Below are 22,894 nucleotides of genomic sequence, written 5' to 3'. Positions count from 1 at the left end.
ACTTGCGAACACGGGATTATTGATTCATAAGAATCTGAAAAGCCTCGGCCTGTAATTGCGGCAGCAGCAGCGGCCACTGGTTCTGCGGAAGTGTGATTGGCATAGTAACTTCACTGGTATATTGCACTTCGCCACAGCTGCCCTGGCAACGTCCCACCAAAAAGCGCAGACGAGCTTCCTGGGCGAAATCACAACCAATCAATACATGGTGAAGCGGAATAAAAGGCTCCAGAGAGACACCTTGTAGCGCGACTCCAACGGCACCGCGATAGGCCCGCATCAAGCCTCCAACACCCAGTTTAGTGCCACCGAAATAGCGAGTCACTACCGTTCCAACATTTCCCACCCCTTGCTTCAGCAGTAATTCCAACATCGGTCGGCCGGCGCTGCCACCGGGTTCACCGTCATCATCCGCCTGCATAACCTCAGGATTGGATGGGTTGCCAATTACCAGCGCGGTACAGTGGTGATTGGCATCTGGATATTGAGTGCGAATGAGGTCGAGCTGTCGATGGAAAACCGCTTTATCTTTTACTGGCCCCAACCAGCAGAGAAAACGGCTTTTCTTTTCTTCAGTCTCACTGACAACGGGAGATGAGGGAATCTGATAAGTCACCGGCAATATCTTCCCAGCGCTGGTTTTTTAATTTTTCATAAAGTGGCTGGAGCTTGGTCTGCCACACTTTGTTATCGACAACGCCAACATGCTTGCAGCGAATAGTCCCTTCAGAATCTACCAGAAAAGTTTCCGGCGCGCCGAAAACTCCCAGATCCAGAGCCAAGCGGCCCTCCCTATCGGCAAGGCTGTACAGATAAGGATTGTGGTATTTTTCCAGCCACTTGACTGCTGACACATCCTCATCTTTGAGGTTCACACCAACGATTGGCACCCCCTGCTCCGCCAGAGCATTCAGGTAGGGGTGCTCAACTCGACAGGCAACACACCAGGTAGCCCAAACATTGAGCAGGTGTGGACCATTGGGCAGGTCTTGTTTCTCTACAACCTGACTATTGTCAGCCACTTTTTCAAGGGAAAATTCCGGTACCGGTTTATTCAACAGTGCAGACGGCATTTCCTGCGGATTCAGCGAAAGCCCCTGTTTAAACAACAGAGCCAATGCGACAAAAATCATCAGGGGCAGAAAGAGTTTGAGTCTCGACATTACCTTTCCCCACTATTACGCCGTAGCGACATTGCCTATCACTTCCACTGATCGCGCTGCTTTCACTTTGCGGTAGCGTTTATCTGCCACAGCGATAGCACCACCGAGCGCCATTAAAAGCGCACCCAACCAAATCCAAACCACAAATGCCTTGTACTGCAGCCGCATCGCCCAGTCGCCGTTGGGGTTGGACCTGTCCAGAGGTTCGCCGAGTGCCACATAGATATCCCGGAATAAGCCGGTATCAATTGCAGCCTCCGTCATGGTGTTACCACCGGACAAATAATTGCGCTTCTGCGGATAGAGCTCCGCCACCGAATCGCCGTTTTTACTCACATGTAGCACGCCCTCAAATGCCCGATAATTGGGACCCTGGGCCATACGAATACCATCAAATTTAAAATCGTAGCCCGCCACCTGATAGCTATCCCCAGCGCCCATACGCAAGTCTTCCTCCACGCTATAGACCGTTGTCAGAACGACTCCCAGCACCGCAACTGCCAGGCCAATATGCGCTATATGCATACCGTAATAACTGGCCCGCTGGCGCTTCAGTCCGGCGAAAAATGAACTGGCGTTGCGAGTTTTCGAGATAATATCGGCGATACTGGAAGCAAACACCCAGACGCCGATAAAGATTCCGAATACGGCCCCCCAGTGGTAATCACCCAATGCCAGGGGCCACAATAGAGCAACAATCAAAGAGGCCAGGAACGGTAAGCGCCATGCGGTCAATAACTTATCCCAGCGACTGTCTTTCCAGTTGGCGCGAACCCCAATGCCTAGCAGCAAGCACAGCAACACCGTTAAGGGTACAAAGAACAAATTAAAGAACGGCGGGCCCACGCTGATCTTGCCCCAGTTCATGGCATCAGCCAGCAGAGGATACAAGGTGCCTGTCAGCACCATCCCCATAATCAGCACCAATATAATATTGTTACCGAGAAGGAAAGTTTCCAACGAGCGGAAGGAGAATACGCTGCGCGCGCTGACCGCAGGCGCACGTATAGCGAACAACAACAGAGACAGGCCGATAACAACCGCCAGGAAACTCAAAATAAAGCTGCCGCGCAGGGGATCCGTGGCAAAGGCGTGCACCGACGTAATAACTCCGGAGCGCACCAGGAAAGTACCCAGCAAGCTCAAACTAAAAGCAAAAATGGCCAGCAATATTGTCCAGCTTTTAAACAGACCGCGTTTCTCGGTTACCGCCAGGGAATGTAATAAAGCCGTGCCTACCAACCAAGGCATCAAAGAAGCGTTCTCCACCGGGTCCCAGAACCACCAGCCGCCCCAGCCCAGCTCGTAATAGGCCCACCAGCTACCCAGTGCAATACCCAGAGTGAGAAATCCCCAAGCGACAGCTGTCCAAGGTCTAACCCAGCGCGCCCAAACCGCATCCAAGTGACCGCCAAGAAGCGCAGCAATGGCAAAAGCAAATGCTACCGAGAAACCCACATAGCCCATATACAGCAAAGGCGGGTGAAAAATCATACCCGGGTCCTGCAGCAGCGGGTTCAAATCTGATCCTTCCATCGGAGGAAACGGCAGGGTGCGATCAAACGGGTTGGAGGTAAACAGGATAAAGAGGAAGAATCCGATCAGTACAAAACCGAGTACCGACAGTACACGCGCAGATAGCTCTTCGGGCAACTGACGACCAAACAGAGCCACCGCCGCAGCCCATCCGGCCTGGATCAATAGCCACAACAGGATAGAACCTTCGTGCCCCCCCCAAACAGCCGTGACTTTGTAATAAACCGGTAAAATACTATTGGAGTTATGCGCAACATAGTTAACCGTAAAGTCACTTTGCACAAACGCGGTGGTCAGACAGGCAAACGCTATCAGAACAAATACAAAAATACCCAGAGCCAGAGGGCGGCCCGCCGCCATCCAGACAGGGCGGGATGAGTAGCTTCCAGCCATCGGCACTACCGCGAGTGCAATAGCCAGCAGCAAACCAATGCTTAACGCAAAATGGCCTAGCTCTGGGATCATATCTTCCCACCATTCATACACGCTTCATGAGAAACCATCGTATCGGCAACTTCCGGCGGCGTGTAATTCTCATCGTGCTTGGCCAATACCTGGTCCGCTTGTAAAACACCACTGGGTAACAATCGCCCGGCAATCACCGCAGCTTCCCCCTCGGCAAAAAGATCCGGCAGGATTTTATCAAAGACGACCGTCAACTCAGCCACTCCATCGGTAATCACAAACTGTACATCGAGGCTGTCATCCGCACGTTGAACACTACCCGGAATAACACAACCCCCTGCACGGATGCGCTTTTCCATAGGAACTTCACCCGCAGCAAAAGCCTTTGGGGGATAGAAAAAATCGATATTGCCGCGCATCGCATAGGCTACAAAACCAACAGCTGCACTGGACAAAACCACCAGAACAAGTACGAGTATCAGGCGTTGCTTGCGTACAGGGTGCATTTTCTTAGTCCTACTCCATAATAACTTTTTAACATTGTTAAACTGATAGATTTTCCATTGCCCTATCAGCTGAATTTCTTCACAAATACGGCTGTGTGAACCTAAGCCGGCTCTTTTGCTAGATCCGGAGCTTTAGTTGCCGTGCGTTCACTCACCGCCCGGCGGCGACGTTGTGCATTTTTCTGCTGACGTAGTAATTCTGACTGCAGGCGACGGCGAGCAATGCGTGGATATATCGCCATCCCCACAAGCGCAAGAAATGTCATAAGGTAAGACACCCACACAAAAATACCGTGCCCCCCCATCGTCAAGAACTCAGATAAGTTGGCAAATTGGAATTCCACTTTATCGTCCTCCCAACAGTTCGTCCTGAGCCCATTTGGTGCGCATTTCTCGTTTGAGCAGCAGGGTGCGAGTGTGAGTGAGTAAGGTCCAGGCGTACATACAATAAAAACCGATTATCATAATCAGCAGTGGGTAGAACATAACCGGGTCAATCCTACTTTCCTCAATCACACGAAGTGTCGCTCTCTGATGCAGGGAATTCCACCAATTCACAGACCAGTAAATTATGGGAATATTGACTGTGCCTACCAGGGCCAATAACGCCGAGGCCTTATCGGCACTCTGTTCCCGGCTAGCAGCGTGGGACAATGCAATAACACCAATATAAAGAAAGAGAAGAATCAACATCGAAGTCATACGGGCTTCCCACTCCCAGTAGGTCCCCCAGGTGGGCTTACCCCAAAGTGAGCCAGTAACCAGGCAAATAAAAGACAGCACCGCGCCAATGGATGCTGCAGCGCGCATAACAGCAAAGGAGAGCTTCATTCTCCAGATCAGGCCGATAGCGCCGCTGATCGCCATAACGTAGTAACCTGCCAGCGCTAGGAGTGCTGCGGGCACATGAATATAAATAATGCGGTAACTATTGCCCTGCTGCCCGTGCTCATAGACAAACCCCAACCCCCAGACACTGCCCACAGAAAGCAATACAACACTTGCCAGCGCCAGCCAGGGCAACCAAGCTCCAGTTTTTTGATAGAACCAGCGGGGCGAACCCAGACGGTGAAACCATTGCCAATTCAAAAGGACCTCCGAATCAATTATCCAGGCTGATACGTATTGCACCCGCAGCTGCGAGTGGCGCCAGAGCCGCAGCAGTTGCTAACAGTGCCGCTAAAAACGCCAATTGAGTACTGTAGGCATAGCCATCGATAGCCGCCTGTACTGCGCCGGTGCCGAAGATTAGCACGGGCACATAAAGTGGCATAACAATTAGTGCCAGTAACAAACCGGGCCGGCGCAAGGCAACAGTCAGCGCCGCACCTATAGCCCCAATCAAACTCAGGCTTGCCGTTCCCAACAAAAGAGAAACCAGCAAACACAAATAGCCATCCACAGGTAAATTCAACATCAGGGCAAGCAGTGGCGACAGCAGTGCCAGTGGCAACCCAGTGGCAATCCAGTGCACCAGTGATTTCGCCAAAATCGCGAAATAGAGTGGTTGTGGCAACAGAGTGAGTTGCTCCAAGGTGCCATCTTCAAAGTCACCCCGGAACAGACTCTCCTGAGAGAGCATGTTGGCGAGCAATGCCATTACCCAAATCATTCCGGGTGCCATCTTTGCCAAAAGCTCGGGCTCAGGTCCTACTCCCAGCGGCAACAGCGCCAACACCGTCACAAAAAACAGCAATGGATTGGTAATATCCGCACGTTTACGTAGCGCTAAGAGCATTTCGATCCGGAACAGCGCCATAAACCCGAGGGCACTACGCACGCCACTCACCGGCTTTTGGACATCAACTGAGGACATGCTCTCCCCCAAAATCAGAAAAAGACTCGAAGACCGTGTAGTCAGACAGGTTGAGTGCGTCGAGCCCGGGCAGAGACAGCGGTTGGTGCGAGGTGAGCAGAATAGATCCGCCATTGCGAAGGTGGGCAGCCATTTGCTCCTCAAGAGCGGCAACGCCGGCCACATCGAGCGCCGTCAGCGGCTCATCGAGAATCCAAAACCGGGGGGAATTGGGAAGGAATAGGCGAGCCAGGGCGACCCGCCGGTTCTGCCCCGCAGACAAGCTGTGGCACAGGCTGTCTTCAAATCCAGTGAGATCCACACTTTCAAGCGCACTGAGCGCGGCCTCCTGATTGGCACCATACCAGGTAAGGTTTTCAAGCGGGGTCAGACCACTGCGTACGCCGCCCCGGTGCCCGATATAAAGTAGAGAATCCCGCATCGCGGGCAGTCCCTTTGGATAAGGGTCTCCGCACCACAGAATATCGCCACTAAATTCGCTACTACTTCCTATCAAGGTCCGCAACAGCGTGGTTTTACCCGCACCATTACTGCCTTTGACCTGGATCGCAGCGCCGGCATGCAGAGAGAATCGAAGGCCTTCAAATAAGCGTCGACCATCCCTTATACAGGTGAGGTCAGTCACCTGCAGGACAACTTGGGACTTGGGGGTCACAGACATTTCCAAGAAAAACCACTCTGAAGAAAATCTGAGCGACATTATACCGGCACCAGCGCTAATTGCATTGTCTCAACGAAGATCAATTTTCCGATACTTGATCTTTCGCATGATTGTCTACCCAATCACTCAGTAGGGCGCTGTTTTCGTTGGCTTGGGGCAGTAGTTTTGATATTTTCTCATCGACGTGAGAACTTGTACCTGATTAATACAGTACCCCACAAGAATGTGGTTAACCTCGTAGTCAACTCCAAATAGTTTCGTTGTAACAGAAAGGACACGCGCCCATGACGAACCTCGCAACGCACATCAACCCATGGCTTGATGCCACGACCTTGAATGACAACCAAAGCCAAATCAACCAACAGCCTTTTCCCTTTTTTGTAGCCAAGAATATTTTGGCCGAAAGTCTCATGTCCTCCTTAATTATCGACTTCCCCCAGCTCAAGGGTGCCGGATACCTCCCCTACGACAAAAGCCAGTGTGGCAGCTCTATCAACGATTTAATAGCCCAGTTTACCGCCAGTGAATTTGCCGATGCTATTGGCAACAACCTCGGTATTGAGAAGCTCTCCCAATACCCCACTTATGTTTCGATCAGCCGCTCCCTTAAGAAGCGCCATGGCAGAATACATACTGATGGCCAATCAAAGATTGCCACCGCTTTACTTTATCTTAATCCCGAGTGGACCCTCGATGGCACGGGCTGCCTACGCTTTTTAAAAAGCGGGAGTGATTTCGAAGATACCGCTGCACCAGAAATCAGGCCTTCCTATGGCACTCTTGCAGCTTTTAAGCGCGCCGATAATTCATTCCATGGGCACCTTCCCTTCTCAGGAAAGAGATTGGTCATTCAAGTAGCCTGGCTGGTGAGCTCAGCAGACAAGGATCGCAAAGCCAAACGCGGAAAACTATCTTCAAAATTAAAACGAATCCTTAACTGGTTTGGGGGAAAGCAGCCAAACACATCACAGGCGTAACTACAGTATGACGGCAGGGATTGCCCCCCTCCCTGCCAACAATCTGTAGACTACTCGCAAGATTCGTATTGATCCAAGCTGGTAGAACCCCAAGGGCTTTTCCAATCATTTCGGAGAGAGCACTTGTCGCAAAGCGAACAAAATACTACCCACCTATTCAGCCTTAGAACCTTTAGTTTGTGGCATTGCCTTCAGATATATTGAAAATTATTCCACTAAAGATAATTATGAAAGAAAACGCAGAGAATCGTAAAAAACGACAATGGAGAAACAAAGAATAGAAAATTTTGGAAGTCGCTATGCAGAGCATCAAGATGACAGCCAGTCACATATATTACTATCGGGCCTGAACCACATCACAACATCGAATGAAAACTTGGCTATAGCCTCTATCTACTACTGATACTCTGCACAGATCACCGAGGTATGTTAGTACTCCAGCATCTATCAATCGAAGTCATAATCCATTAATTCTCGCCTTAAACGCTTCTCCTCCAATTTGTCTTCTATCATTCGACGTGCATCGAGCGGCGACTGTGAAGTAGCCTGCTTTAACACTTCATTTGCAATTTGTGGAATATCCACATTATCAAAATCTAGGCGCCTTTCGTTAACGTGAACGCTCATACGAAACTCCATAATCTTGATCTGAGAAAGCACAAAAATCCCTTTCGCACCCAAAGTGCGATTGCAGATTAGCCAGCTAAATCAATCGTGGTCAAGCAAAAATTTACTAGGAAGAGGTACAACCCTTATAACGAAGCCATCAAATATTCTATGGAGCAAAGCTGTCCGCAAAAACCTCCCTTTCAAGGCTAAATTAGCGAAGATAAAAGACGAATTTATGAAATTTTTTCGAAAAATTGAAGAAATGAAGATGGCGGGAATAGGAGTAACCGAAGGGCCCTAATGTTACTCAGGGTGACACCCTTCAACGGGATAATCGGTCCCTGCTAAAAAGGATGACATGACACAACGCTTAACACAGGCTAGAATAGCGGCCCTCTAATGCTGTCGCCAATTGATGACAGTATCGGCACTAAGCCCCCGTCGGTTAACAGGATAAACCACGGACCTCCTAAGTCCGGACTGGTGGTTCGAGTCCACCCGGGGGCGCCATTCAGCGCCCTGCAATTTAAAGCATAAATGCCTTAGCTGAGTGCATAAAGAGCGCCAAGAACAGCCCAACCAATAAAAACCCACCCCACAAGAGCCTGGTAGAGCGGCTAATCGTTCGGCCGCGCCTAGTTTCATCTCTTCCCGTCTTACCCATAACGCAAATCCATTTGCACGACTTTTAACCGCCAATTAAAAATACTACCAAACTAAATTGCTGGCGAATCTCCATCTTAGGATAGACAAAGCCCGGTGAAAACCGGGCTTTTGAAAACATCAGCACCAGCACTGACGATCAGAACCCCTACTGATTGGTCCCATTGCTACCAGCACCGCCATTACTATTGTTCATCTGACTGCCATCTTGCATCTTTTTTTGCATCTTCATCATCTGCTTCTCTGCCTTGTCCTTTTTGTGATGCATTCCCACCTTGTGCCACTCCTCCTTAAACTTGGCCCAAAAGGAGTCTTTTGGCGCCTTGGTGCAGGCAGTGATCACCATTGGAGTGACTTTTTCTGTGCCATCAATATCTAGCATATCCCCCTCATCTTTACCCTTTTGCGAATAGGCTGCAGCCCAGTAGACCGCCTTGGGCTTGAACTCATCATCAATCGCCAGGAAATCTGCACATGTCCAGTCCTTCGCTGGCTTCTTGGGATGGTTATCCGCGAAGGCAGCAGAAGCAGCGAGACTGGCAATTACCAAAGGAAGGATGTACTGCTTACTTTTCACAATAAAATCTCCGGAGTTTTCGGGGCTATCACCCCTTCAATCAACTGCAGGTAATGTGCAATCCGCTCGCATCTCGACACAAAGGAGCCCGAAGCCACGGGGAAATGACGCAAAGCCCCAACCTGGCCTGATCCAGCCAACGCAACGAGCCCTGCCACAGCGGAATCGTAAAGCCAAGAATCTATAAAAAGCTACCTGACCCATAGAAAGGATAGACGCATTTTTCATTTTTGCGCCCCGCTCAACCAAAGCTCATAGATTGTGGCCCCGCACAAGAATTTGGCGTAAGAGAATTCTCCTCACAGGCATAAGGAGAGAAAGGGAATAGCATTGACTGATGACTAAAGCTAAAGGCCTGGTCAACACTTAGACTATGACAAGTGCAACACCAAAAACCACCAGAACACACAGGTGCGCCTGCAATCGCTCTTAATCACATATAAAAGCCGTAGTGGTTGCCATGGGCAGCTCATGCTCAAAGCACAGAAAGACTGTAAAAAGCTTACCGAGCACGATCTATCGAGCAAAAATAATGGAGCGGCGTGGAAGTATTAGACCACTACAGCCCGGACTATGTCCGCACTCCAATCTTCACCACCAATGCGGTGGAGGCTGCACACAGGCAGTTCCGAAAATTAACCAAGACCAAGGGCGGCTTCGCCAATGAGAATAGCTTACTGAAGCTTCTCTATGCCGGTATACTAAAAGCCTCCGAACGCTGGACGCACCCGATTCAAAATTGGAATTTGACACTGTCGCAGCTGGCGATCCACTTTCCAGATCGACTGGAGAAATATATCAGCCTATAGCTGCTTGGCTGACACAGCGCTTTGAACACCCTCCATGCTTGCCAATCTTGTATTCACTTCTGTGAAGATGAATCTACAGGCAACTTTGGAGGTGGACATAGGCGTGTCAGAAATCCAGATTTCATTTTTCGAACGCTCTCCAACTCTCTTTGTAACAAATGGGAGTTTCAAGCCAATGACTACGTTAGCCATAACGGAAAAACCAATTTTACTTAATACGGAAATGGTGCGTGCAATACTGGATGATCGTAAAACCCAGACGCGCATAAAAATAGAGCCTCATCCGCTCAACGGTACCAGCGATAAAGAGGCCATAAAAGTAATCGGGGGTCTGCCTCCTGGACTTTCCCTTCTTCAACTATTGAATAGTGCCTGGTGCAGCGGACATTTGGATATCGACTGCCCTTACGGCGAGCCCGGTGACCGCCTATAGGTGAGAAAAACCTGGAAGCCCTCCATTTCTCATTCATGTGCAATGGGCGATTGTGACTGCGAAGATGTACAGGTCGAGTATTTAGCTGATGGTAGTTTCGAATTCTTCAAAGATGACGATATCTCTGAAAGTTGGACTATGCCCGAATCAGCCCAGAAGGGAAAAATATACCTTCAATCCACATGCTCCACTGGGCCAGCCTTATCACACTGGAAATAACGGGCATCCGAGTCGAGCGTATCCAGGATATCACCGAAGAGGATGTCAAGGCTGTAGGTGTTGATGGGCCAGAATCTGCAAGCGCTCAGCTCTGTGGCGTGCACGAAAAGCCTCTCCCTGCATTCCGTAGACTATGGGAATCTATTTACGCCAATGACAGCTGGAATTTGAACCCTTGGGTATGGGTTGTTGAGTTTCGCAGAATAGAAGAACAAGAGGCAGCAGCAAGAAAACACCTCGCCGTATCTTACGCTTACGTGAAGTTGAACGGCTCACTGGCTATAAAAGCAGTAATATTTACCGGATGATTAAAGAGGAAGTATTTCCCCAGCAGAGGCGGATAGGCCTGGGTACTGTAGGTTGGGATAGCCGGGAAATTGATAGGCGGATAGAAGAGAGGCTCGAGGGTGCCGCACAATGATGTACAGCCCATTTTGGCTGGACCAACTCCCACCCTGGTACAATTGTCTAGGGAGAAATAAGTGGGGGACTGGTAAGTCTAGAAACAAAAAAGCCCTGTAAAATCAGGGCTTTTTATTCAAAATATGGCGGTGAGGGAGGGATTCGAACCCTCGATACCTTGCGGTATACACACTTTCCAGGCGTGCTCCTTCAGCCACTCGGACACCTCACCAAATTGTCACCCTCTAGAAGGGGCATTCGCCTTACGGCGACTCTCTCGAAATCACTAAATCTTCAAGGAAATCAGGAAGATAGCTGCTGTCTCGGCGAGAGAGCGCGCACTTTACCCAAATGTTTCCCGCTGTGCAAGCACTATTGTACATCCCAATGCGAAAAAAAATCATCTAGCCTCAGATTCGGCGCTTCACGGTGCGCCCTCTCCATAGTTCCGCAGTATACAAAGCCATCTATACGTTTACTTTCAGACAGCCTCAATCCTTTGGCAGCGGCAGTATTTGTCGCCAGCGGGCCGGTGCGCCAGTATATCCCGACACCTTCTGCATATGCGGCAGCAAACATCGCCTGTACCGCTGCCGCCGTAGATATATGTTGTTCCAGATAGGAAACTTTGGGGTGTTCTTGCAGGTGAGTGATAGCAACAATAATCAACGGGACGTAGAAAGGCAGCGTCAAGGTTCTCCGCTGTAGGGCTTCCGCCAGTGGGGGCGCCTTCCAGCTGCTCTGCCGCTTTGACAAAGAGTTCGCCCAAACGATTACGATCCACCCCCTCAATCAGCAGAAGTTACTATGGCGGTAGGGCGCCATGGTCTGCTGCGCGCAGTGCGGCACGAACTATATTCTCTCGCTGCTGATACGTGGAGGCTGGATCTGCCAGTTTTCCTATAGAAACTCTGTGATGCAAAGTGGTCAGGGCATCCATCTTTACCTCCGCAAACGTTCATATCGATGAATTTAGCGCAATTTAAAACAAAATCAGCCTTAGGTTCCTAGGGAAAAAAAGCATCCCCTAAGGCAGTTTTTTCGCATTCTGTCCCACGGAAGAGTAAACTCCGCCCCAAGAGTCACTGCGCGACCATACGGCGGATAGGGAAATCGGAGCCACCCTACCCCCAACGCGTAAGCTGTTCAATTTCTGCTCAAACAAAGATAAGCACAAATGCAGGACCAGTTTGATGAGAGCACAGGGCGGAACATCAACCCTCACTACTCCACCTATTTTCGCAGTCTGATTTGTTTCGCTGCCGCCGGTACTTTGGCAAATGCGATTAATTGGTCGGCGCCCTGGCAGTTGGACAAGCTGGTCGTCCTTGGAACTGCCATATTTATTGTTATCTACGCTGCTATTGCTCAGTTTATTCTCTATAAGGCCCGCGATAAAAAGGCTTTGAAAACTCGCCGCTGCCTGTCCTTTCTCGATACCGTATTAATAGGGATCACCATCTCCTTGGCAAATTTCAGCATGCTGCCCTCGCTGCTGTTTGTGACCGTGGTTCAGCTAAATGCCCTGACTGAAGGCGGCGGTCGCAGTTGGTTCGAGCACAATACCGGCTTACTCGTTGGAGTCGTTATCGGTTACCTGATGCATCAACCGTCCCTCTTAATTAGCGCAGACCTCACGATCAGCACTGTCAGTTTGATCGGTATACTGGTGTACCTCTGCGCCTACGCTTTCTTTACTCACCGACAAATTGGCCAACTTAAAGAAGCCAATCAATCCCTGACCGTCGAGCAACGAGTCAGCAAAGTCAGATCCTATAAGCTGTCAAAATACCTGCCACAAAAGCTTTGGCGCTCAGTAACAACCGGAGACGAAGAAGCCCTGGTCACCCAGCGCAAGCTGCTCACGGTATTCTTTTCTGATATTAAAGATTTCAGCCAGCTGACTGAGGAATTGGAGGCCGAGACCTTCACTCAGTTACTCAACAATTATCTCTCCGAAATGGCGCGTATCGCCGGTCAGTACGGCGGTACTATCGACAAGTTTATAGGCGATGCGGTTATGGTTGTTTTTGGAGATGATGAGAGTAAAGGACCAAAATCCGATGCTCTACGCTGTGTCGCAATGGCACTGGCCATGCGCAAGCGTGTACGTGAAATGAAGCAGGAGTGGTATAACAAAGGAATTTCCCGGCCCCTGCAGGTGCGAATGGGCATTAATACTGGTTACTGTACGGTAGGGATATTTGGCACGGCCAACTACCAGTCTTATACCGTCATGGGCACCCATGTAAACTTGGCATCGCGCCTTGAAGGAGCGGCCCAACCAGGGGAAATCCTCATCAGCCATGAAACCTGGGCCATGATCAAACACACAGTAATGTGTCGGGATAAGGGCCATATTACCGTTAAGGGTATCAGTACTCCGGTAAAGGTTTATCAAGTAACTGACCTGCGAAAAAACCTGGGCGGCCAACAAAGTTATCTGGAAGAGCATGCGCCCGGCTTCTCTATGCATTTGGATTTAGACAAAATCCGCAATTACGATAAAGAAAAAGTTTTACAGTCCCTGCAAAAAGCAGCTTCTAATTTGAAGACCAAAGTGATTATTTAGCCGCCACACGAACACCGGGTACCGGGCGCTCTGCTGCAATACCAGTCCAATAAAGTTACATTGTTGCATGCATCCGCACCGCGAGATTTCCCATAATCCATACTGTACCCAACACGATAATCAAAAGAATTAAAGTAGAAAAGGCTACCAGGGCGAGATTATCCCGATATTCTCGCTGAGTAGTCACATTAAGGAAGTATTTCAGCTGCACCACTAGCTGAGCGATACCCAATAGAGCAACGAGTAGCAAAACGCTCTTATTTTCTCTTCCAATGGTCAGCACCGCCGCAAAGGCAGCCAGGGTTAACACAACCGACAGAATATAACCGGTAATGTAGGATCGTAGGTGTTGTGCGAAACTCGGTTCATTAGCCATATACCCACCCACCGAAATAAACGATCGAAAAAATACCGATCCATATCAAATCCAGGAAGTGCCAAAATAGCGCCAAGCGTAAGAAGCGCAACTTAACCACCTGCCCCATGCCCATCGTAAAAACCTGGGCGATCAACACCAGCATCCACAAACAACCAAAAGTGACATGCAGACCGTGCAACGGCACCAGTCCAAAAAAGGCAGACAGATAACCACTGCGTGAAGGCACACCACCTTTCGAGGCCATTTCAGAAAAGTCATATAACTCCAGCGTCAGAAACCCTATTCCCAGCAGCAGGGTAATCACCACCCAGAACAAAAAGCTGGCGCGGCTGCGCTCATGCCTCATGGTGACTGTGGCAATACCCACGGTCAGGCTGCTGGTCAAAAGGAGCATGGTCTGTGCGAACAAACTGCCAAAATCAAAGAGCTCCTTAGGCCCTGGGCCTCCTGCAGTAGCCCCCACCATGGTGATGTAGATGGCAAACACCACACCGAAGAAAATCAGGTCGCTCATCATAAACACCCAAAAACCAAAGATCACCACAGCGGGATCTCTGTGGGCAGCTTCGTGGGCGTTGCCGATACTCCCCGGACTTTTACTAGATGAGCTGAGATTCATTTGAAAACCTAGAGTTCCAACTTGGAATAACCTACATTTCGTGGAGAATCTTCCAGGTCCCGGCTAACCGCTTCGCTTTTTTCAACCAGGGCTAGCCAGGCTTCGGTATCCTTCTCCAATTGACTGGCAGGAATAATGTATTCGGTCTCTTTGCGAAAAGTCGAGGCAATAACAGCGATCAAAATCGCCAATGCAGAAATCAGTGCGAGCCACCAGATATACCAAACCAAGGCAAACATCAGAATGCCACTGGTCACACATAAAATAAATCCAAGTGGGTTATTTTTTGGAAGCTCAATGTCCCGGTAATTTTTTGGCCGCTGATAGGCACGACCATGCTCTTTTGCCTCGCTGAACTCATCTCTATCGGTAACCGTCGGTAGCTCTACAAAGTTATAAGCCGGTACGGGGGCAGGTGAAGCCCATTCTAACGAACGGCCATCCCAAGGATCGCCGACGGGAACACGTGTTTTATGTCTATCCCTGATGCTCACCAAAAACTGCACAACTAATGTAATCAGTGCGGCCAATACCACCATAGCGCCAATAAAGGCCACGATCATATAAGGCTTGAAGGTAAGATCGGCATAAGTGAAGGAGCGCCGTGGCATACCCAATAAGCCTGCAACATAGAGCGGAAAAAATGTCAGCATAAAGCCTGCGAACCACAGGTATGCCGAAAGTCTCCCCAGCTTATCGTTGAGGCGGAATCCGAACGCCTTGGGGAACCAATAGTTGTACCCTGCTAATATTCCAAACAGCACGCCAGGTATCAGAACATTATGAAAATGAGCAACTAAAAACAGTGTATTATGAACCTGGAAATCGACTGTCGGGTTAGCAAGAATCACACCCGACAATCCCCCGATAACAAATAAAATCAAAAATCCAATGGCGTAAACCATTGGCGTTGTAAATCTAATACGCCCTCGATACATAGTCGCCATCCAGTCGTAAACTTTTACCCCGGTCGGCACCGCAATCAACATGGTAGCAATACCAAAAGCAATATTGATTGTGGGACTCTGTCCCATGGTGAAAAAGTGATGCAACCAAACGGTAAATGACAAGATAGCAATACACATGGTGGCAATAACCAGCGACTTATAACCGTACAGAGTCTTTGCCGAATAAGTGGAGAAAACTTCAGAAAAAATACCATACGCTGGCAATACCAGCAGGTAGACCTCCGGGTGTCCAAATAACCAAAACAGATTGGCGTAATTCATCATATTTCCACCAAGATCATTGGTGAAAAAGTGAAAATCCAGATAGCGGTCAAGCCCTAGCATCAGCGCTGCAACACTGAGCGGAGGCATTGCAAAAATCATCAAAATTGAAGCACAGAGCACGGTCCAGCAAAACAGTGGCATGCGGAACAAATGCATACCGGGTCCACGACATTTGTAGACCGTCACCGTGAAATTTATCCCCGTCAACGTTGTGCCTGCGCCAGAAAATACGATGGCCCAAATCCAATAGTCCGGCCCAACGCCCGGACTAAAATCCCCTCCAGTGTAAGGTGGGTAGGCTGACCAACCGCCCGTGGAGAATTGTCCCACGACCAGTGAGACCATCAACAGAATTCCTGAAGAAACCGTGACAGCCAGACTGATTTGATTGAGCACAGGAAATGCAACGTCGCGAGCACCTATCTGCAGTGGCATAGCAAAATTAATCAGCCCCACAAGAAAGGGGACAGCGACAAAAAACACCATAATGGTGCCATGGGTACTGAATAACTGGGCAAAATGATCCGCATGGAGAAAACCATCAGGTGCCGCAGCCTGCTGAGCACGCATCACCATTCCTTCCAGCAAACCACGAACTAACATCACAATCGCAAAAACGATATACATAATACCGATCTTTTTGTGATCTGTACTGGTCAGCCAATCACGCCAAAGGGGGCCCCAGAGCCTATACCAGGTCAGCAATCCCAGGATGGCAATACTCGCAAGAATAACAAGAGAACCCGCAGCACTAGCAACGGCCTCATTAATAGAGGGGCTTTCCAGGAAATTACTGAATACCAGGGATTCCCAACTGAGTTTGCCCAGCCAACCGTGTTCAGTAGCGCTCATGGCTGGACTCCTTCAACATCTTCTTTGCCGCGCCCAAATTTTTCCGTACCCGGTTGATCTTCAATACTCAACGGCTTACCGGAGTGATAGCGCATAACAATTTCATGAAATAGCTGAGTGCCCGGCAGAGTAAAGTAGATCACTTTTTCAGGCATCTGTGCGGTGGCCAATTCCCCATGCGCTTGTTTTTTTGTTGTTCGTTGTGCCAAGCGATTATAATTTTCAGTCGACAACTCAATTCCGGTTGAGTGCACTCTCTGTACCCATCGGTCAAAGTTATCACTATTCACTACCTGCACATTAAATTTCTGATCTGCAAATCCATCACCGGTGTATTGAGTATTCTCTCCTTCTGTTTCACCGGTTTTTGAGGCGATAAAATTGAGTTGGGTGGTCATACCCGGCATCACATAAATTTGTCCAGCTAATGCCGAAATAAAAAAGGACTGCATGACCGTATCACTGGTCAAGATCATGGATATCGGGGTGTGCACGGGAACAACCAACTCCCCGACAGTAGCAATATCCAATTCTGGATAGATAAACAACCACTTCCAGTCCAGCCCCACGACCTGCACTTTGATCGGGGGAACAACGCCCTGGATTTCCTTGTAAGGGTCAAGTCGTGCCGTTGCACGCCACAACATCACTGACAACACAATGATTACCAGAAATGGGACTCCCCACATAATCAATTCAAGGGGTCCGTAAGTCTCCCACTTGGGTGCATAAAAACCACGCCCCTTTTTGCGACGATATTTGAATAAAATTACCGGCACCAGAATAAATACTGGAAGAATCGCGACCATGGTCAACGCCATAGCCCAAAAAAAGTGGACTTTTTGTTCTTCAGCCACAGGGCCCAGTGGCATCAAAAAAGTTTCAGACGCAGATGCTGCCTGGGACAGGAATAGACAGCCCAATATAAGGGTGAGTAGGTAATAGCTAACGCCAGAAGGGCAAACTTTCTTGCACCTCTGCAAGTCCATACGTTTTAGAGCAAAAAAACCTGAAGGTTTTAGATACCAATCCATTGCATAGCCTACCGACAAAAGTCGTCAACTGACATAAATAGCCGCCAACGCACTGAATTCCATGTCGCTACTGCCAAGCACCCTGAAAGGCAGGTACGCTATCTAGTAGTTTGTCTCACCAGAATAGCTGAACACAGGTTTTCTTTAGAGGTTTAACTCTCAGACTTTAGCAGGCTGCTGAGTAGTTCCACGGAAGGGTTTTGCCAAATGTCAGTTAAAGCACGCCACTCCCCGCCATAGTGCGCATCATAGTTTGCACAAATTGGTATAGATCTCTCCGGCTCGGATGACGCAATTCCTGCCCGCTGTAGCGGTACAAAAATGTCTCGGACTGCACGGACCAATACACATCATCATCGGGTGCAATATAGAGACGGGTCTCAACGATCGCGACAGAAGCATTGCGGGTATGGGGGTCAGTTTGTTTGAGTGCCAAAAGCTGGGTGACCAGTAATGTATCAAAGCCCCCGCCCTTCAGAACTCGTGTAATTTCCCTCATTGAAGGAATACCGATCATTGGCGCCAATGCGCTCCAGGAATGAGCATCTATACCCGACTCCTGCAACTGTGATACCCACTCGCGCTCAACACTCACACCCTGCAAAGGCTGCGGAATCAGCGTATAAGCCAGCACCAGAGTTTTTCCTAAGTTTTGACTATTGATATAGGGGGAGTGCCAGACGTAGGTAACAACGGTATTTGTTGTAGTCCAACCCCATAGAAGGGAAAATACAAAGAGACTACAAACCAACTGGATAACCCTCAGCTTGTACACGCCAAGTCGCAGCCTCCTCATACCATTTCCACGCTCTACCTGAAATTCCACAAGCCCCTCCGAACTCAGCCTAAAAAGTAACTCTGGTCGTAAACTGAGTGCGCCAGAGAGACCCTCTGTCACCATTCTTGTCTTGACGGACACCATACAGAGCCTCTATTCCCACCAACCAGCGGGGAAAAGGCGTCCAAGTTAAATTAATACTCCGATATTGTGTTTTCTTATAAGAAATACCCGGCTGGAAATCATAATTTTTTTGTCTCACCCTGCCGTAAGTCGCCACCGTGTATAAGCAGGGTGTCCACCAATGCTGGTAACCCAAATACCAAGCAGATGTCGGGAGCGCCTCCAAAGAATTGTTATATATATCGTAAGCCGCATCTGGAGGCGCATCGTTCAGAAGACCACTATAGCCCTCGCCAAATGAAACAGAATAAGAGAGAAGATCCTGGGAGAGCGCACCGGGCATATTGAAAGTACCACTTAAATTGAATCCCCAGCCAGTCGTTGACACCGCAGAATCCGGATCACCACTTGCACGTAAATCCCTTAACACCAAACCCGCCTGAAGGTGCATTTGGCCGGTTTCGGAAACCAAGACAAAAACTGTATCGGGCCACCGGGCTACTTCCAATGCCTCTTCAAAGATTTGTGAGTCAGGCGCTTCTATCGCTACTTTAAAGTGATATTGAGGTCCATATTGTTTGTGCCAACGCACCATAGAGTGCCGCAATCCAATCACCGAATTTGGACCCTGAAAATCTAAAGTATTGGGAATTGCCACCAGGTCTGCAAAGGTTGTCCAATCCTGACCGACCAAAACACTACCGCCCCACAAGACATTGCTGACTTCCCCATAAGCTTTGCGCATACGGGGGTTTGGAGTAGTGACGCTGGGATCCTGCAGGAAATCCATGGAGATAATCGTTTTAAACTCGCGGCCATTCCATGGGGTTTTCGTCTCAAACAAGATGCGGGAGGTCTGCACCGTAAAGGATGTCTGGCCATCGGCCCCCTCCGCTGCGGTTTTATCGAAAGTGACAATATCGGCTGGTACAAACTGTGCGGGGCTCACAAGCGCATCGGTATCGTAATTCGCATCCAAATCAGCATAACCACTGATCTTCACTTTCATAGCGCTCCCCAACAAAGGGATAGAGCCCGGCCAATCGGTTGCCGCACTGGAGATCACCGCCTCAATATCACTCTGTTCACTGACAGCTTGGTCGAATTTTGCACGCGGTGGCGGTAGAGAATTCGATGGAATATCTCTACGGAGCTGCTCGATCTGGTGGTGTAACTCGTCGAGGTCCTGCTCGTTTACCGGTGCCTCACTGCTCTGTGGTGGTGGGTCCTGTGATGGTGGAGCCTGTGGAGGCGACGGGGATGGGCGCGCCCGATGCAATTTTTCAACTTGTTTTCGCAGGGCTTCAAGATCGGCTTTTTGGCGCTGGATTTGGGCTTCCTGCTCTTCCAACTGCTGTTGCTGAGCCTCTATCACCCGTATCAAATCATCGGCTTTCACATAAACTTCTGCAGTCGAGAGCTCGGCGAAAAGGAGTTGGGTTATACCGATTACCGCCGCAGGGATCATTGGTGATTGCGCATTGATCTCCATCTATCAGCCTCGACTCCACCTCCTGCAGGGCCGGCAAAAAAACGCTGCCTATTTTTCTCCAGCCTATCTGGGAAGCGTAGCTTAAGAATGAATAGCGCCAAGATCTGTTAGCTAAGACAAACTCGCAGGAAATCTAAAGGATAATATTCTAATAGAGGTGGTCAGCAACACCGCCAAGTTTCGATCAGCGACGGCGTTACTACCGAGGAAGGGAAAAGTCTACTGGCGGGCAAATCGGGGAGGTAAGCGTTTCTCGATACGGGTTGACCTCAGCGGATTAATATCCAAGCCACCCCGGCGAGTGTAACGAGCGCAAACCGTCAGCTCCGTAAAGTCTGCCAATTGCTGCAAATCACAAAAAATCCGCTCCACACAGTGCTCGTGGAAATCCTGGTGCTCGCGAAAGGAAATAATGTAAGCCAGGAGCGCTTCGCGCTTCAACGCCGGCCCCTTATACTCCACCATTAGGGTAGCCCAGTCCGGCTGACCGGTTACCGGACAATTGCTGCGCAACAGGTGGCTGTACAGGGTTTCGCTAACATCCTCTTCGCCGTCATCCAGTGACAGAAGTGCTGAGGCGGGTTCGTATTCATCAACCCCGATATCTAGATGGTCGAGGCAATAACCCTCTGGCTTCTCAACGGCCAAAGCCGCATTTTCAACATCCATCAGGGTGATGCCAACACTGGTACCTACCGCCGCGCTCAGATCCCGGATCAAAGCATCCTGGACCAATCGCCAGGATTCAAACTTACTCTGGTTGAAGGAGTTCAAATACAGCTTGAAGGACTTGGACTCCACCATGCAGGAACTTTCCGCCGGAAAGCTGAAGCGTGCAACCGCAACCTGTGGCTTACCTCTGGGGTTTAGCCAGGAGAGTTCAAAACCCCACCATTCGTCTTCACCAAAGAAAGGCAAAGCGCCAGCAGAAAGTCCCAACTGCGCACGGGAAACAGAGCGCTGAATAGGCTGTAATAATTCCGGGTTGTAAGTGGACCCGTAAGTCGTCTCACGCCCCAGGGGGAGATTTTGCCAGTCTTCTCTTGTCATAACTTTCTCAATACCTCAGTCGCTTGCCATGGCCCATCAGGTGAAGCCCCCAGGCTGCAAGCAGCGCAATAAATGCCAAAACGCCAACAAATGCCCAGGCAACATTAATATCGGAAACACCCAATATGCCGTATCGGAAGGAGTTCACCATATAAAGTATCGGGTTGAGCTTCGATAACCCCTGCCAAAATGGCGAGAGCAGATCGACAGAATAGAAAACACCGCCCAGGTAAGTGAGAGGGGTTAATACAAATGTCGGAACAATGGAAATCGCATCAAAACTGTTGGCAAATATAGCGTTGATAAATCCAGCCAGAGAAAACAGTACCGCAGTGAGGAATACGATAGCCACAGTAACCGCGACGTGCTCAATCGTGAGCGAAGTAAAAAACATCGCCACCAAAGTCACAATCAGGCCGACAATCAAGCCTCGCGACACCCCCCCCAGAACATAACCCGCCATAATCACCCAGTTAGGCGTTGGCGAAACCAGAAGCTCCTCAATACTGCGCTGGAATTTTGCACTGTAAAAAGAAGAGACCACATTGGCATATGAGTTGGTAATTACCGACATCATAATCAGGCCCGGCACAACAAACTCTATATACGGGTATCCCCCCATTTCCCCGATACGCCGACCTATTAGGGAACCGAAAATCACAAAATACAGCGACATAGTGATAACGGGAGGCACCAGCGTCTGGGGCCAGATACGCATAAAGCGCCGGATTTCACGGCGGAAGATCGTACTAAACGATACCCAGATTAAATTGCCTTTCACTCTTCAAGCCCCGACATTTTTTCTTCTGACAACATGGACAGGAATAACTCTTCCAAGCGGTTGGCGCGATTGCGCATACTGGTAACAGTGACACCCTGCTGCTGTAGAGACCCAAACACCTCGGTGAGAGACTGCCCCTTTTCAATAGTGACCTCTATGGAATGACTATCCCGCAGGCGCGCTTCATATCCGGGCAAGCTCGGACACTCAGAAAGAGACTCACTGCAGTCAAAGATAAAAGTTTCGCGGTTGAGTGTTTTTAACAGCGACTTGATCGAGGTGTTTTCGACAATAGTACCCTTGTCGATAATGGCAATATTGCGACAGAGGCTCTCAGCCTCCTCCAGGTAATGAGTCGTAAGGATAATGGTGGTTCCCTGTTCGTTGATTTTTTCTAGGAAACTCCACATCGAACGACGCAGTTCAATATCAACCCCGGCGGTAGGTTCATCCAAGATCAACAGCTTGGGCTCGTGAATCAGCGCCCGTGCGATCATCAACCTGCGCTTCATCCCCCCGGATAACATACGCGCCTGAGTCGCACGCTTATCCCAAAGGCCCAGCTGTTTCAGGTATTTTTCTGTACGCTCTTCCGCCAACTTGCGCGGCATGCCGTAAAAGCCACCCTGGGTCACGACAATGTCGTACACCTTCTCAAACTGGCTGAAGTTAAATTCTTGCGGGACAACCCCCAAAAGGCGCTTGGCAGCGGCAAAATCATCATCGATATCTATACCAAAGATCGATACTGTCCCACCACTTTTACGCACCAGCGAGCAAATAATCCCTATCGTGGTAGATTTTCCCGCCCCGTTGGGGCCCAACAGTGCAAAGAAGTCTCCCGGCAAGACTTCAAAGCTGATGCCTTTGAGCGCCTGAAAGCCGTTGTCGTAAGACTTTTGTAAATTGTGGATCGATAGCGCAGCGCTCATCTCTCACTCCTGTTGTGGGGAGCGTCATTCAATGCGCTTGCCCGAATAATTTCAACTTGAAGGGAAATAGGATTTTTGCCGCGTACATCCCCCTCTAGCAAGCAGGACACTCAAGCACTTTTGGATACACCCAGAAGCGCAGATGTAACAGTGCAAGCCGCAGACTAAGAAGTAATATATCGGAAAAACAAAAAGCCGCTCGATTGAGCGGCTTTTTATTTGGAGCGGGAAACCGGGTTCGAACCGGCGACCTCAACCTTGGCAAGGTTGCGCT

The 22,894-nt window shown here is 49.5% G+C and carries 26 protein-coding genes, 2 tRNA genes and 1 pseudogene; 7 read left to right on the top strand and 22 right to left on the bottom strand.

Annotated elements, in window-relative coordinates; all coding sequences use genetic code 11:
* Positions 1-16: 16 nt before the first annotated feature.
* The 8 genes from MO867_RS09230 to ccmA all read right to left on the bottom strand — a co-directional run bounded on the left by MO867_RS09230 (position 17) and on the right by ccmA (position 6,087).
* A complete protein-coding gene (locus tag MO867_RS09230; RefSeq protein WP_252466079.1) occupies positions 17-616 on the bottom strand; it encodes an IMPACT family protein in 600 nt (199 codons plus the stop codon).
* Complete coding sequence (locus tag MO867_RS09225; protein WP_252466078.1) at positions 579-1,163, bottom strand: DsbE family thiol:disulfide interchange protein; 585 nt, start codon at positions 1,161-1,163, stop codon at positions 579-581. The genes MO867_RS09230 and MO867_RS09225 overlap by 38 nt, the downstream gene beginning before the upstream one ends.
* 15 nt (positions 1,164-1,178) lie before the next feature.
* A complete protein-coding gene (locus MO867_RS09220) occupies positions 1,179-3,164 on the bottom strand; it encodes a heme lyase CcmF/NrfE family subunit (RefSeq protein WP_252466077.1) in 1,986 nt (661 codons plus the stop codon).
* Complete coding sequence (locus MO867_RS09215) at positions 3,161-3,610, bottom strand: cytochrome c maturation protein CcmE (protein ID WP_252466075.1); 450 nt, start codon at positions 3,608-3,610, stop codon at positions 3,161-3,163. The genes MO867_RS09220 and MO867_RS09215 overlap by 4 nt, the downstream gene beginning before the upstream one ends.
* Before the next feature lie 101 nt (positions 3,611-3,711).
* A complete protein-coding gene (gene ccmD, locus MO867_RS09210) occupies positions 3,712-3,954 on the bottom strand; it encodes a heme exporter protein CcmD (protein WP_252466074.1) in 243 nt (80 codons plus the stop codon).
* A 1-nt stretch (position 3,955) separates the two neighbouring features.
* Positions 3,956-4,699, bottom strand: a complete 744-nt coding sequence (ccmC, locus tag MO867_RS09205; RefSeq protein ID WP_252466073.1) for a heme ABC transporter permease CcmC — start codon at positions 4,697-4,699, stop codon at positions 3,956-3,958.
* Positions 4,700-4,712: 13 nt separating this feature from the next.
* A complete protein-coding gene (gene ccmB / locus MO867_RS09200) occupies positions 4,713-5,426 on the bottom strand; it encodes a heme exporter protein CcmB (RefSeq protein WP_252466072.1) in 714 nt (237 codons plus the stop codon).
* A complete protein-coding gene (gene ccmA, locus MO867_RS09195; RefSeq protein WP_252466098.1) occupies positions 5,413-6,087 on the bottom strand; it encodes a cytochrome c biogenesis heme-transporting ATPase CcmA in 675 nt (224 codons plus the stop codon). The genes ccmB and ccmA overlap by 14 nt, the downstream gene beginning before the upstream one ends.
* Positions 6,088-6,371: 284 nt before the next feature.
* Between ccmA and MO867_RS09190 the strand changes: the two genes are divergently transcribed.
* Entirely contained in the window at positions 6,372-7,064 is a 693-nt protein-coding gene (locus tag MO867_RS09190) for a 2OG-Fe(II) oxygenase (protein ID WP_252466071.1), read from the top strand.
* Between the two features lie 447 nt (positions 7,065-7,511).
* On the opposite strand, the gene MO867_RS09185 is transcribed toward MO867_RS09190, so the two are convergent.
* A complete protein-coding gene (locus tag MO867_RS09185; protein WP_252466069.1) occupies positions 7,512-7,691 on the bottom strand; it encodes a PA3496 family putative envelope integrity protein in 180 nt (59 codons plus the stop codon).
* A gap of 416 nt (positions 7,692-8,107) precedes the next feature.
* Here MO867_RS09185 and MO867_RS09180 point away from each other — a divergent pair.
* A tRNA-Arg gene (locus tag MO867_RS09180) sits at positions 8,108-8,183 on the top strand.
* A gap of 301 nt (positions 8,184-8,484) precedes the next feature.
* Here MO867_RS09180 and hdeA read toward each other — a convergent pair.
* Positions 8,485-8,913, bottom strand: coding sequence for an acid-activated periplasmic chaperone HdeA (gene hdeA / locus MO867_RS09175; RefSeq protein ID WP_252466068.1), 429 nt, complete (start codon positions 8,911-8,913; stop codon positions 8,485-8,487).
* 551 nt (positions 8,914-9,464) lie between these two features.
* Between hdeA and MO867_RS09170 the strand changes: the two are divergent.
* The 4 genes and pseudogenes from MO867_RS09170 to MO867_RS09155 all read left to right on the top strand — a co-directional run.
* A pseudogene (locus tag MO867_RS09170) lies at positions 9,465-9,722 on the top strand (transposase); the annotation flags it as partial.
* 175 nt (positions 9,723-9,897) lie between these two features.
* A complete protein-coding gene (locus tag MO867_RS09165; RefSeq protein ID WP_252466067.1) occupies positions 9,898-10,155 on the top strand; it encodes a hypothetical protein in 258 nt (85 codons plus the stop codon).
* Positions 10,156-10,337: 182 nt separating this feature from the next.
* Positions 10,338-10,682 (top strand): ASCH domain-containing protein, encoded by a 345-nt coding sequence (locus tag MO867_RS09160; RefSeq protein WP_252466066.1) that lies wholly within the window; start codon positions 10,338-10,340, stop codon positions 10,680-10,682.
* Complete coding sequence (locus MO867_RS09155; protein WP_252466097.1) at positions 10,619-10,795, top strand: helix-turn-helix transcriptional regulator; 177 nt, start codon at positions 10,619-10,621, stop codon at positions 10,793-10,795. Before MO867_RS09160 ends, MO867_RS09155 begins: the two co-directional genes overlap by 64 nt.
* 125 nt (positions 10,796-10,920) lie before the next feature.
* On the opposite strand, the gene MO867_RS09150 is transcribed toward MO867_RS09155, so the two are convergent.
* From MO867_RS09150 to MO867_RS23555, 3 genes are all read right to left on the bottom strand, one after another.
* Positions 10,921-11,008: transfer RNA gene (locus MO867_RS09150), tRNA-Ser, on the bottom strand.
* 140 nt (positions 11,009-11,148) lie between these two features.
* Entirely contained in the window at positions 11,149-11,532 is a 384-nt protein-coding gene (locus MO867_RS09145) for a nitroreductase family protein (protein ID WP_252466065.1), read from the bottom strand.
* A gap of 49 nt (positions 11,533-11,581) precedes the next feature.
* Positions 11,582-11,716, bottom strand: a complete 135-nt coding sequence (locus MO867_RS23555; RefSeq protein WP_256473906.1) for a nitroreductase family protein — start codon at positions 11,714-11,716, stop codon at positions 11,582-11,584.
* 237 nt (positions 11,717-11,953) lie between these two features.
* Here MO867_RS23555 and MO867_RS09140 point away from each other — a divergent pair, with 237 nt between their 5' ends.
* Entirely contained in the window at positions 11,954-13,348 is a 1,395-nt protein-coding gene (locus MO867_RS09140) for an adenylate/guanylate cyclase domain-containing protein (protein ID WP_252466064.1), read from the top strand.
* Between the two features lie 55 nt (positions 13,349-13,403).
* Here the strand turns inward: MO867_RS09140 and cyoD are convergent, their stop codons facing one another.
* From cyoD to MO867_RS09095, 9 genes are all read right to left on the bottom strand, one after another.
* Positions 13,404-13,724, bottom strand: a complete 321-nt coding sequence (cyoD, locus tag MO867_RS09135) for a cytochrome o ubiquinol oxidase subunit IV (protein ID WP_252466063.1) — start codon at positions 13,722-13,724, stop codon at positions 13,404-13,406.
* Positions 13,717-14,346, bottom strand: a complete 630-nt coding sequence (locus MO867_RS09130) for a cytochrome c oxidase subunit 3 (RefSeq protein WP_252466062.1) — start codon at positions 14,344-14,346, stop codon at positions 13,717-13,719. Before MO867_RS09130 ends, cyoD begins: the two co-directional genes overlap by 8 nt.
* A gap of 8 nt (positions 14,347-14,354) precedes the next feature.
* Entirely contained in the window at positions 14,355-16,430 is a 2,076-nt protein-coding gene (locus MO867_RS09125; RefSeq protein ID WP_252466061.1) for a cbb3-type cytochrome c oxidase subunit I, read from the bottom strand.
* Complete coding sequence (locus MO867_RS09120) at positions 16,427-17,302, bottom strand: cytochrome c oxidase subunit II (RefSeq protein ID WP_252466060.1); 876 nt, start codon at positions 17,300-17,302, stop codon at positions 16,427-16,429. The genes MO867_RS09125 and MO867_RS09120 overlap by 4 nt, the downstream gene beginning before the upstream one ends.
* Before the next feature lie 376 nt (positions 17,303-17,678).
* Positions 17,679-18,290: a hypothetical protein gene (locus MO867_RS09115; protein ID WP_252466058.1), complete on the bottom strand. Its 612-nt coding sequence runs from the start codon at positions 18,288-18,290 to the stop codon at positions 17,679-17,681.
* 19 nt (positions 18,291-18,309) lie between these two features.
* Complete coding sequence (locus MO867_RS09110; protein WP_252466057.1) at positions 18,310-19,857, bottom strand: DcaP family trimeric outer membrane transporter; 1,548 nt, start codon at positions 19,855-19,857, stop codon at positions 18,310-18,312.
* Positions 19,858-20,076: 219 nt separating this feature from the next.
* Positions 20,077-20,907 carry an NADPH-dependent 7-cyano-7-deazaguanine reductase QueF gene (gene queF / locus MO867_RS09105; protein WP_252466055.1) on the bottom strand — a complete coding sequence of 277 codons (831 nt, stop codon included), beginning with the start codon at positions 20,905-20,907 and terminating at the stop codon, positions 20,077-20,079.
* Between the two features lie 7 nt (positions 20,908-20,914).
* Entirely contained in the window at positions 20,915-21,688 is a 774-nt protein-coding gene (locus MO867_RS09100; protein WP_252466054.1) for an ABC transporter permease, read from the bottom strand.
* Positions 21,685-22,620 (bottom strand): ABC transporter ATP-binding protein, encoded by a 936-nt coding sequence (locus MO867_RS09095; RefSeq protein WP_252466053.1) that lies wholly within the window; start codon positions 22,618-22,620, stop codon positions 21,685-21,687. The genes MO867_RS09100 and MO867_RS09095 overlap by 4 nt, the downstream gene beginning before the upstream one ends.
* Positions 22,621-22,894 lie beyond the last annotated feature (274 nt).

The organism is Microbulbifer okhotskensis (assembly GCF_023895975.1).
In the GTDB taxonomy this organism is placed as follows: Bacteria; Pseudomonadota; Gammaproteobacteria; order Pseudomonadales; family Cellvibrionaceae; genus Microbulbifer; species Microbulbifer okhotskensis.
This window is presented reverse-complemented; position numbering and strand designations above follow the sequence as displayed.